At 62.0% G+C, this 10992-nt stretch carries 12 protein-coding genes; 6 read left to right on the top strand and 6 right to left on the bottom strand.

From position 1 onward, the window contains the following. Positions 1-188 precede the first annotated feature (188 nt). Complete coding sequence (locus ACIQUI_RS02255) at positions 189-1508, top strand: MFS transporter (RefSeq protein ID WP_403194624.1); 1320 nt, start codon at positions 189-191, stop codon at positions 1506-1508. A 164-nt stretch (positions 1509-1672) separates the two neighbouring features. Here ACIQUI_RS02255 and ACIQUI_RS02250 read toward each other — a convergent pair whose 3' ends face one another. Beyond that, positions 1673-2425: a hypothetical protein gene (locus ACIQUI_RS02250; protein ID WP_403194622.1), complete on the bottom strand. Its 753-nt coding sequence runs from the start codon at positions 2423-2425 to the stop codon at positions 1673-1675. 340 nt (positions 2426-2765) lie between these two features. Between ACIQUI_RS02250 and ACIQUI_RS02245 the strand changes: the two genes are divergently transcribed. Together ACIQUI_RS02245 and ACIQUI_RS02240 are read left to right on the top strand one after the other, a co-directional pair. Then, the gene (locus ACIQUI_RS02245; protein ID WP_403194620.1) at positions 2766-3092 is read left to right on the top strand and encodes a hypothetical protein; all 327 of its coding nucleotides are present in this window, start codon (positions 2766-2768) and stop codon (positions 3090-3092) included. Between the two features lie 116 nt (positions 3093-3208). Further along, a complete protein-coding gene (locus ACIQUI_RS02240) occupies positions 3209-3814 on the top strand; it encodes a flavin reductase (protein WP_391132149.1) in 606 nt (201 codons plus the stop codon). Here the strand turns inward: ACIQUI_RS02240 and ACIQUI_RS02235 are convergent, their stop codons facing one another. Continuing rightward, a complete protein-coding gene (locus ACIQUI_RS02235; protein ID WP_403194618.1) occupies positions 3815-4081 on the bottom strand; it encodes a hypothetical protein in 267 nt (88 codons plus the stop codon). Positions 4082-4097: 16 nt separating this feature from the next. Then, positions 4098-4391: a putative quinol monooxygenase gene (locus tag ACIQUI_RS02230; protein ID WP_049278214.1), complete on the bottom strand. Its 294-nt coding sequence runs from the start codon at positions 4389-4391 to the stop codon at positions 4098-4100. Between the two features lie 202 nt (positions 4392-4593). Here ACIQUI_RS02230 and ACIQUI_RS02225 point away from each other — a divergent pair, with 202 nt between their 5' ends. Continuing rightward, positions 4594-5514: an AraC family transcriptional regulator N-terminal domain-containing protein gene (locus ACIQUI_RS02225; RefSeq protein ID WP_403194616.1), complete on the top strand. Its 921-nt coding sequence runs from the start codon at positions 4594-4596 to the stop codon at positions 5512-5514. A 135-nt stretch (positions 5515-5649) separates the two neighbouring features. Here ACIQUI_RS02225 and ACIQUI_RS02220 read toward each other — a convergent pair whose 3' ends face one another. Then, on the bottom strand, positions 5650-7287 hold the full coding sequence (locus ACIQUI_RS02220; RefSeq protein WP_403194614.1) for a 5-guanidino-2-oxopentanoate decarboxylase: 1638 nt from the start codon (positions 7285-7287) through the stop codon (positions 5650-5652). A 114-nt stretch (positions 7288-7401) separates the two neighbouring features. Here ACIQUI_RS02220 and ACIQUI_RS02215 point away from each other — a divergent pair, with 114 nt between their 5' ends. Further along, positions 7402-8277, top strand: a complete 876-nt coding sequence (locus ACIQUI_RS02215) for a LysR substrate-binding domain-containing protein (protein ID WP_403194613.1) — start codon at positions 7402-7404, stop codon at positions 8275-8277. Between the two features lie 98 nt (positions 8278-8375). On the opposite strand, the gene ACIQUI_RS02210 is transcribed toward ACIQUI_RS02215, so the two are convergent. Together ACIQUI_RS02210 and ACIQUI_RS02205 are read right to left on the bottom strand one after the other, a co-directional pair. Beyond that, positions 8376-8990: an NAD(P)-dependent oxidoreductase gene (locus ACIQUI_RS02210; protein WP_403194611.1), complete on the bottom strand. Its 615-nt coding sequence runs from the start codon at positions 8988-8990 to the stop codon at positions 8376-8378. A 27-nt stretch (positions 8991-9017) separates the two neighbouring features. Further along, on the bottom strand, positions 9018-9893 hold the full coding sequence (locus tag ACIQUI_RS02205; RefSeq protein WP_403194609.1) for an MBL fold metallo-hydrolase: 876 nt from the start codon (positions 9891-9893) through the stop codon (positions 9018-9020). A gap of 101 nt (positions 9894-9994) precedes the next feature. Between ACIQUI_RS02205 and ACIQUI_RS02200 the strand changes: the two genes are divergently transcribed. After that, the gene (locus ACIQUI_RS02200) at positions 9995-10900 is read left to right on the top strand and encodes a LysR family transcriptional regulator (protein ID WP_403194607.1); all 906 of its coding nucleotides are present in this window, start codon (positions 9995-9997) and stop codon (positions 10898-10900) included. The last annotated feature ends 92 nt before the right edge of the window (positions 10901-10992 follow it).

The following is a 10992-nucleotide window of genomic DNA, read 5'->3' as shown; positions in this document are numbered from 1 at the left end:
GCGCCCGCTCCCACAAGGAAATGTGAAACATCAGGCGCAACGCGGTCCCTGTGGGAGCGGGCGTGCCCGCGAAGGGCGCATAGCGCCCCCGTCTGGATCACCCTGCACCCATTTGGCACACCTTCTGCAATCACCTGTGCAAGCTGCGCCACGGCGCGCTCCACAAAAACAACGAGAAGGTATCCCTGATGGATAACGCCACCTCCCTGCCCGCTGGGGCGGCCACCGCGCCTGCCGCAGAAAAAACCACCGCCAGCCGCCTGAAGTCGATCTTCAGCGGGTCCATCGGCAACATGGTCGAATGGTACGACTGGTATGTCTACGCCGCATTCTCGCTGTACTTCGCCAAGGCCTTCTTCCCGGCCGGCGACTCCACCGCACAATTGCTCAATACCGCCGCGATCTTCGCCGTGGGCTTCCTCATGCGCCCGATCGGTGGCTGGCTGATGGGCCTCTACGCCGACCGCAAAGGCCGCAAGGCTGCGCTGATGGCCTCGGTGCTGCTGATGTGCGCGGGCTCGCTGGTCATTGCCCTGACCCCTGGGTATGAAACCATCGGCGTCGCCGCGCCGATCCTGCTGGTCATCGCCCGCCTGCTGCAAGGCCTGTCGGTGGGTGGCGAGTACGGCACCTCGGCCACTTATCTCAGCGAAATGGCCAGCAAGGACCGCCGTGGCTTCTTCTCCAGCTTCCAGTACGTGACCCTGATCTCTGGCCAGCTTATTGCCCTGGCGGTACTGATTGTCCTGCAACAGACCCTGACCACCGAGCAGCTGTATGCCTGGGGCTGGCGCGTGCCATTCGTGATCGGTGCGCTGTGCGCAGTGGTTGCCCTTTACCTGCGCCGTGGCATGGAAGAAACCGCCTCGTTCACCAAGAAGGAAAAGGCCAAGGAAAGCCTGATGCGCACCCTGCTGCGCCACCCCAAGGAGCTGATGACCGTGGTCGGCCTGACCATGGGCGGCACCCTGGCCTTCTACACCTACACCACCTACATGCAGAAGTACCTGGTCAACACCGTGGGCATGAGCATCAGCGACTCGACCACTATCTCGGCCGCCACGCTGTTCCTGTTCATGTGCCTGCAGCCGGTGATCGGTGGCCTGTCCGACAAGATCGGCCGTCGCCCGATCCTGATAGCCTTTGGTGTGCTCGGCACCCTGTTCACCGTGCCGATCCTCAGCACCCTGCACACCATCCAGACCTGGTGGGGCGCGTTCTTCCTGATCATGGCGGCGCTGATCATCGTCAGCGGTTACACCTCGATCAACGCCGTGGTCAAGGCCGAGCTGTTCCCGACGGAAATCCGCGCCCTGGGCGTGGGCCTGCCGTACGCCCTGACTGTGTCGATCTTCGGCGGCACCGCCGAGTACGTGGCCCTGTGGTTCAAGAGCGCCGGCATGGAGAGCGGCTTCTACTGGTACGTCACCGCTTGTATCGCCTGTTCGCTGCTGGTTTACGCGACCATGAAGGACACCAAGCAACACTCGCGGATTACTACTGACTGATTTCCAGGTCGTTGTCATGAAGAAGGGCGCACCGGTTTCGGAGCGCCCTTTTTCATGCTTGTGAATGCATTGTGTGATTCGATGAGCCGATTAATTGAGCTATTCGGCTCATCATGTGAGCCGAATAGCTCAATTAATCGGCTCACCAGCTCCTGAAACCTGGCTCAAGACATGTCCAACGCCTGACGTGGCTCACGGAGCTGGTACCAGCTGGCCATCAGCACCAGTACCAGCAATACCCCGCCCAGCAACGCCGACGACCCGATCGTGCCAAAGTCCAGGCCGCCCTTTTCATGAGGCTTGGTTAGGAAGTCGCCCAAGGTGGCGCCAAACGGGCGGGTGAGTACAAATGCCACCCAGAACAACACCACACCAGGAATCCGCGTCCAGTAACAGGCCACGACCACTAATGCGATGGCGCTGCCGATCAGCAGTGCGCCGCCGGCAAAACCAAGCCCCGAATCATCGGCCAGGTAATCGCCCAGGGCGGTGCCAAGCGTGTTGGAAAACAGGATCGCTACCCAGTAGAACAACTCGCCCGAGCGATTCTTGATGCGGGTTACATCCAGCGGGTTGCCGCTCAGGCGCCAGACCAGGAAGGTCAGCAGCAGGATACCGATGAGCACGGCCGAACCCGTGGCATAACCAAGGCCGAGCGTGCGGTCCATGAAGTCGGACATGGTGGTGCCAGCGGTACTGGTGGAGAGGATCACCAGCCAATACAGCATCGGGTGGTAGCGGCGCGAATAGAGCTGGCCGAGCAACGTCAGCAGGAACACGCTGATCAGCATCATCGAGCTGACGGCATAGCCCACATTCAATGTCATCGACAACAAGTCGCCTGCCGTCTCGCCAAGGGTAGTAGCGCAGATCTTCATGACCCAGAAGGCCAAGGTGATTTGCGGGAATTTGTTCATTGTTGTGCCGCTCCGGTTTTAGGTGCGGCGATGGTGCTGAGCGGCGTCTGAAAAATCGGTTGGTGATAGATGAAAAATACGTTCATCAGCCATCTCCGTAAGATTTTTCCTTCTTAACGCCCCATTAATTCAACCCTATCAAGCTGCAATGGCTGGCAGAACGTTGGCGCAAGCGTCGACGCCCCCTGAGCCAGGCACCCGCCTGATTCACGGTACAAGCGCCCACACACATCGATAAATTCGATTTTTAACGGCTATTTTTTGCGCTTTTTAATCAAATTAATCGGCGTAGCATTAAACCCATAGAAACGAACAACCTCTCACCCCTGGAGCAACGACCATGAAAAGCAAACTGATCCTCACCTTGGCTCTCTCGGTTTTCGCAGTTGGCGCCTTCGCCGAAGATGGCTTCGACCGTACCAACGCTCACAGCTTTGCCGCGGTGCAAAGCCAGGCCGCCAGCTACGCTGAAGACGGTTTTGACCGCACCGGTGGCCAACGTTTTGCTGAAGATGGTTTCGACCGCACTGGCGGCCAACGTTTCGCCGAAGACGGCTTCGACCGCACTGGCGGCCAGCGTTTCGCCGAAGACGGCTTCGACCGCACTGGCGGCCAGCGTTTCGCCGAAGACGGTTTCGACCGCACCAACGCCCACCGCATCAGCTGATCCCTGATGCGAGCACCCAGCCCGGCTTTGGCCGGGCTTGATCATTTTCAGGCGGGCACAGGCTTGGCACACTAGGCACCTCGTCACCCAGGAGGTGGGCCACAAGCCCAGCACAGATGTACTACTACGAACCTGCCAAAGGCCACGGCCTGCCCCACGACCCGTTCAACGCCATCGTCGGCCCCCGCCCTATCGGCTGGATCTCCTCGCAAGACCGCGAAGGCCGCCTGAACCTGGCGCCTTACAGCTTCTTCAATGCCTTCAACTACATCCCGCCAATCATCGGTTTCTGCAGCGTCGGGCGCAAAGACAGCCTGAACAACATCGAGCAGACCGGTGAATTCGTCTGGAACCTGGCCACCCGCCCACTGGCCGAGCAAATGAACCAGAGTTGCGCGCCGGTTGGCGCCGAGGTGAGCGAGTTTGAGTTGAGCGGCCTCACTGCCACGCCGTCGCGTGTCGTCAGCGTGCCCCGTGTAGGCGAAACCCCGGTGGCCTTCGAATGCAAGGTCAGCCAGATTATCCAGCTCAAACGTGCCGACCAAGAGCCGGTGCCGAGCTGGCTGATCCTGGGTGAGGTGGTGGCAGTGCACATTGCCGAGCATCTGCTGAAAAACGGCATCTACGACACCGCTGCCGCCGAACCGATCCTGCGTGGTGGTGGCCCGGCGGACTACTTCGAGCTGGGCAACCTGTTCAAGATGGCCCGCCCACCGGCCTGATCACCAGATCAGCTCACCCTCTTCGCTGACGCCCTGCAGGCGTTGCAGCTCGGCCGTGGCCGCTTCGTCGGCAGCCACGGCGCCCTTGAACACCTGGCCGTCGAGCACCTTGTGAAAGCGCGGTGCGCCGCCCATGTTCAAGGCCTTGACCGCAATGGCCGCGTTGTAGCCGCCACCTTCCACCGGCACCATCGCCGATACCGCTTCGAAATGAGTGAATTCCCTACGTGCCATGTTGCTATCCACCTGATTGAACAAGGGCGTCACTTTACCTCATCCACCCTCAATCGAAGGTATGCAAGTCCAGGCTGCTGACCACCTGCGCCTGCACCAGCTCGCCAAACACGTCCAGGGTCGGCGAAGCGAAGTAGCCACTCATCGCCTGCTGATCCTGCCAGCTGCCACTGAGCAACCACAAGTCGGCATCGGCCTGCGAGCGCTGCACGGTAAAACTGAGGCAACCGGGTGCGCGCAGCGAGGGCTCGAGCAAGTCACGCAGGCGTGCGCCCAGCTCCGCCGAGCGCCCGCTGCTGGCACGGATGAAAGCAAGGTGGGTGACCGGTTGTTTTAAGGTCATTGCACAATCTCCTTGAAGCAGGCGGACAGAAAAGCCAGGCTGCCAAGGTTAGGGGCACGCCCGCGCGACGCGTTAGGCCATTACTGCACGCCGATTGCCTGATCCTGCAGCACGGCAGGATCAGGCAATCGGCGTGCAGCTTTCGACTAGCGCCCGCCATTGCCCAAACCTATGCTGCGTCGGTCAGTAGAGGAAAGCCATCATGACCACCGCCACATCCACCGATCCGACCCTGGAAATCCAGCGCCAGGAGCTTGCCGAGCTGATCCGCCGACATGCCGGTGACCCCCACGGCCCGGCGTCGGCCATTGATGACTTGTACCTGGTGCGCTACACCGAGAACGTGCGCTCGGTACCGACCCTGGCACAACCCGCGCTGTGCATCCTGGCCCAGGGCAGCAAGAGCCTGTTTCTCGGTGACGAGCAGTACGCCTACGACCCGCTGCACTACATGGTGGTCTCGGTTACCTTGCCGCTAAGCGGTGTGAAGCTCGACGCCAGCCCCGAGCACCCCAGCCTGGGGTTGCGCATGGACCTGGACCCGGCAGAGATCAGCCAGCTGATTGCCGAAAGCGGGCCGATGCTGGTGCCTAACCGGCCCTCCGGCCGCGGCCTGTATGTGGACAAGACCGACGCAGCGCTGCTCGATGCGCTGCTACGGCTGATCCGCCTGCTCGACACCCCGCGCGATATTGCGATGCTGGCGCCGCTGTTCCGGCGAGAGATTCTCTACCGGCTGCTGCGCGGGCCACAGGGTTATCGGTTGTACGAAATCGCCTTGGCCAACAGCCAGACGCACCGGGTTTGCCAGGCCATCACCTGGCTCAACCAGAATTTCCAGCTGCCCTTGCGTATCGAGGACCTGGCCCGTGAGGTAAACCTGAGCACCTCGACCTTGCATCACCGTTTCAAGGCCGTGACGTCCATGAGCCCGTTGCAGTACCAGAAGCAACTGCGCCTGCAAGAGGCGCGGCGGTTGATGCTCAATGACGGGCTTGAAGCGGCGGTGGCCGCCTATAGGGTGGGGTATGAAAGCCCGTCGCAGTTCAGCCGGGAGTACAGCAGGCTGTATGGTGCGCCGCCGATTCGGGATGTTGCCAGGTTGAGAGCTACTGCTGGCTAGAACTTCTTGTTGCCTACACCGGCCTCTTCGCGGGCTTGCCCGCTCCCACAGGTGCTGCACATACTCTGAAGGTTGCGCTGTACCTGTGGGAGCGGGCAAGCCCGCGAAGAGGCCGGCACAGACAATAGCTTCACTTCAACCCGAAACTGTCCCTTGCCACTGATTCTGATCAACCTGGATCAACGTCGGCCCCTTGCGATCAACCGCTTGCCCCAGTGCTGCCTGCAATTGCGTCACATCCGCCACATTCTCTGCAGCCGCGCCCAAGGCCCGTGCCACACCGATGAAATCCGGGGTATGGATATCCACGCCAACTGGCTCGATCGCCCGGTTGACCATGTACTTCTTGATTTCCTCGTACCCCTGGTTGTTCCACAGCAGCACGATCAACGGCACCTGCGCCTCCACCGCGCTGGCCAGCTCAGGCAGAGTGAACTGCATACCACCATCACCAATCAGGCACACCGCAGGCGCACGCTGGCCGATTTGCTCCGCGCTCCCGAGCCAGGCGCCCATGGCCGCTGGCAACGCGTAACCCAGGGTGCCGTAGCCGGTCGAAGCATTGAACCAGCGACGTGGCTGATCCATGTCCAGGGTCAGGTTGCCGGTGTAAACAGGCTGGGTCGAGTCGCCCACCAGGATGGCATTGGGCAGGCGCTCGAGAATGGCGCTCAGCAAGCGCGTCTGGCTCAATGTCGGCTGGTCCCAACCTGCCGCCAGTACCTGGCGCAAGCTGGCCACACGGGCCATGCCCCAGGTGCTTTCGCGTACCGGTTGCGGCTGGGCCTGCAAAGCACCGAGCAAGGCTTCGGCGGCCAGTTCGGCATCAGCCACCAGCGCCAGCTCTGGCAGGTAATTGCGTACGGTCTGGTCCGGGTCGATGTCGATACGCAGCAGGGTGCCCGGGATCTCGAAACCACCCTTGAAGGTCACGTCATAATCGGTTTCGGCAAGTTCGGTACCAATCGCCAGCACCACGTCAGCCTCTGCCACCAGCGCCCGTGTAGCCGGTAGCGACTGGGTAGAGCCGATCTGCAGCGGGTGGCTGGCCGGCAGCAAACCCTTGGCATTGATGGTGAGCGCCACCGGTGCCTGAAGGTGTTCGGCCAGGCGTGCCAAGGCAGCACCGGCTGCCAACGCGCCACCACCGGCCAGGATCAACGGCCGCCTGGCACCGGCCAGGCGCTCGGCCATTTGTGTTATGGCTTGCGGCGCAGCCCCCGCACGGCTGCCGCGTACGGGCCGGCCCGGCAGCAGGAAATCGGCCGGTTCCACCAGCACATCGAGCGGTATTTCAAGGTGCACCGGGCGTGGCCGTGCACTGTCGAACACGGCAAATGCGCGGGCCAGTACCTGCGGCAGGTCTGCTGCACTCATCAACGTGTGGGAAAACGCTGCTACCCCCGACACCAGTGCTGCCTGGTTGGGCAGTTCGTGCAGCTTGCCACGGCCACCGCCCAGCTGGTCACGGGACTGCACGCTGGAAATCACCAGCATCGGGATCGAGTCGGCATAAGCCTGACCCATGGCAGTGGTGATGTTGGTCATGCCCGGGCCGGTGATGATGAAGCACACACCGGGTTTGCCACGGGTACGCGCATAGCCATCAGCCATGAACCCGGCACCCTGCTCATGGCGCGGGGTGATGTGGCGAATGGACGAACCCGCCAGGCCACGGTAGAGCTCCACGGTATGTACACCGGGAATGCCGAAGACATGGTCCACGCCATAGCCTTCAAGGAGTTTGACCAGTACTTCGCCGCAAGTTGCCATCAGGGTTCACCATGAATCTGGTTGGGTTATGTGCTTATTGGACCCAACCCATGACTACCACCACAATGCAAAAAAACACATACTAGCCATGTCCTGTAATCATGGCTTATCGCAATGAAACGCCTACCGCCCCTGCCCGCCCTGCACACCTTTCTGGTGACCGCACAGCACTGCAACTTCACCCGTGCCGGGCAACAGCTGCACATCACGCAAGGCGCCGTCAGTCGCCAGATCGCGGCCCTCGAGGAGCACCTGGGTTATGCGCTTTTCCAGCGCCAGGCCCGCGGGCTGAGCCTGACCCGTGAAGGCCAGGACTGGCTGCCACGGGTGCAGCAGGTGTTTGCATTGATCGAGCAAGGCGTGCATGAGGTGGGCGGGCGCAGCACGACCTTGCAGCTCAAGGCGCCGACCTGCGTGATGCGCTGGCTGCTGCCGCGCCTGATGGAGTGGCAGGCACTGCGCCCGGATGTGCCGGTCGAGCTGACCACCACTGTGCAGCACGGGGTGGATTTTCGTCGCGAGGGCTTCGATGCCGCGGTGGTCTATGGCGACGCGCCGAACTATGGGCTACATGTACGCAAGTTGTTCGATGAACAGCTGACGCCGGTATGTGCACCGTCGCTGCGTGAGGGGCCGGTACCGTTGCAGCAAGTGGACGACCTGGCGCGGCACATGTTGCTGCACCCCTCGCGGGATGAACATGACTGGCAGTTGTGGTTACAGGCAGCCGGGGTCACGCTGGCCACTCATGGGCCAAAGCAGCATTTCGAGACGCTGGACATGGCGATGGCCATGGCCTCGCAGGGGACGGGCGTGGCCATTGGCGACTGGTCGCTGATTGGCGATGACTTGCGCGGCGGGCGGCTGTGCATGCCGTTTGCGCTCAAGGTGGTGACCGGTAAGGGATATTATCTGGTGAGCCAGAGCAAGAGCTTGCCGCCGGGGTTGCTGGAGTTGCTGGATTGGCTGGAGGGCCAGGCCAGCCTGTGAGGGCCTCTTCGCGGGCACGCCCGCTCCCACAGGTACAGCACAGGATTTGCAAGCTGTGCAGTACCTGTGGGAGCGGGCATGCCCGCGAAGCAGGCGACTCAGTACCCGACGGTGAACCGCTGCCGCGAATGCTGCGGCTTCTCCAACTCATCCAGCAGGGCAATCGCATAATCGGCAAAGGTGATCCAGCTCTTGCCATCCGCGCCAATCAGCAGGTGATCCTTGCCCAACGTATACCGCCCGCTGCGCTCACCTTCAACGAACTCCGCCGACGGCGACAGGAAGGTCCAGTCCAGGTTCGGCTCCTGTTGCAACGCCTCCAGAAAACGCACTCCGGCAGCGGCCTCGGCCTTGTAGGCCTCCGGGAAATCCGGGCTATCGATCACCCGGTGCCCCGAGGGCAGCAACAGGCTGCCCGCACCGCCCACCACCAGCAAGCGCTTGACCCCGGCCCGCTTGACCGGCTCGATGATTGCGTGCGGCTCGATGGTCGAAAAATGCGCTGCGCTCAGCACAGCGTCCACACCCGCGACTGCAGCTTGCAGGGCCGCGCTATCCTTGGCATCCAGCGCCTTGACGGTCACCCCGTCCCGGCCCTGCAGTTTCGAAGGGTCACGGGCAATGGCCAGCACACTGTGACCACGGCGCAGGGCCTCTTCCAGCAACTGGCTGCCAGCGCGACCGGTGGCACCGATGATTGCGATCTTGCTCATGGGACACTCTCCATCAATTGAACGGAATTACCACTTCATCTCGCCCATGGCGACCTTGGCCCCCAGCTCCAGGGAGCTTTCATCGGCCAGGCCCGGGTAACGTTGCTTCATGGCCTCGATCAGCGCGCCAGCGTCTTTAGCCTTGGCCGCTTCGGCATCGAAGTCGCGTATGTAGTTTGCGGTGAAACGCACGGCCTGCAACGAGCGGCTGCTGTCCCCCAGGTAATGCCCCGGGATCACCGTACGCGGCGCCAGCGCTTCGATGTGCGCCAAGGTGCCGAGCCAGTCGGCATGGGACTTGGCTGTCTGGGTATCGGCCATCCACACGTGAATGTGCTCGGACACCACCACGCCGCCGACCACCGCCTTGATCGACGGGATCCACACAAAGCTGCGGTCTGGCTGCGGGCCATCAAGGCCGACCACCTCCAGGTCCTGCCCTTCAAGGGTCAGGTGGTTGCCTTCAAGGACCTGCGGCAGCACCAGCCGCGCAGGTTTGTCTGCGCCCATCTGCGGCCCCCAGTACGACAGTTTGGCGTCCATGGTCTGCCGGATATGGGCAACGGTCGCGGCAGAAGCCAGCACCTTGGCATCGGGGAAGGCCTGCGTCAGCGTATCCAGGCCAAAGTAGTAATCCGGGTCGCCATGGCTGATATAGATGCTGGTCAGGCGTTTGCCACCTGCCCGCAGTCGCTGAACCAACTGTTCGGCCTGGGCCTTGCCGAACTGGGCATCGACCAGCACGGCGTCGTGCTCACCACTGACGATCACCGAACTGACCGGGAAAATCGCCTCGTGCCCTGGGTTGTAGACGTCCAGTTGCAAAGGTTCGGCAGCCAGCACCGGGCCGGCCAGGGTAATGCAAGCCAGCAGCAGGCCACGCAAGGGAGTGAACAAGGACATGGGAAAACCTTCAGCAGAACAATGCCCAACAGCTTAGTTGCCCGATCCGTCACAAAAAATGCGATGCTCAAACATAGTTTGTTTCTGAAACCGGGCAAATCATGGACCGTCTCAACGCCATGCGCGTTTTCGTCACCGTCGTCGACCTGGGCAGCCAGTCGGCAGCGGCGGACCATCTGCAACTGTCGCGGCCGGTAGTGTCGCGTTACCTGGCAGAGCTTGAAGACTGGGTGGGTGCGCGGCTGATGCAGCGCACCACACGCAAGCTCAGCCTGACCGCCGCTGGCCAGGAAACCCTGCCACGCTGTCGGCAATTGCTGGAGTTGGCCGGCGACCTGCAGGCCGCCGTGCAACAACCAGACGACGCGCCCAAGGGGGCATTGCGCATCAGCGTCAGTACCTCTTTCGGTCAGGCGCAACTGGTGGATGCGGTAGCGGCCTATGTGCGGCGCTACCCGGGTGTGAAAGTGGAGCTGCAAATGCTCGATCGTACGGTCAACCTGGTAGACGAGCGCATCGACCTGGCCATCCGCACCAGCAACGACCTGGACCCCAACCTGATCGCCCGGCGCCTGAGTGTATGCCGCTCGGTGGTGTGCGCAGCTCCGGCTTACCTGCGCGAACATGGCGCCCCGCAACAGGTAGAAGAGCTGAGCCGGCACAACTGCCTGACCCATGCCTACTTCGGCCACAGCCTGTGGCACTTCGAGGTCACCGGCCATCAGGTTGCCGTACCCGTGGCGGGGAACATCAGCGCCAACGAGGCGATGACACTGCAAAAGGCGGCGCTGGCTGGCGCGGGCATCGCGATGCTGCCAACTTACCAGGCTGCCGAGGCCCTGCGCCGGGGCGAACTCGTACGCCTGTTGCCCGAGGCCAAGCCGCGTGAACTGAACCTGAATGCGGTGTACACGTCGCGCAAGCACATGCCGGCGACCTTGCGCAGCATGCTGGATTTCCTCGTGCAACGGTTCAAGGACGAGCCGGAGTGGGATCAGGACCTGTGATGTAATGCCAGAAATGGCCTACGCTTAAAGGTGTCACCTGTCGCTGTAACAGGAGGTGAGCACCATGGGCATCAAATCAAGAAGAGTCGCCC

Origin of the sequence: Pseudomonas sp. NPDC090592 (assembly GCF_044769185.1) — a bacterium.
Lineage (GTDB): Bacteria > Pseudomonadota > Gammaproteobacteria > Pseudomonadales > Pseudomonadaceae > Aquipseudomonas.
The sequence above is the reverse complement of the archived record's forward strand: the minus strand, read 5'-3'. Positions and strand labels throughout refer to the sequence as shown.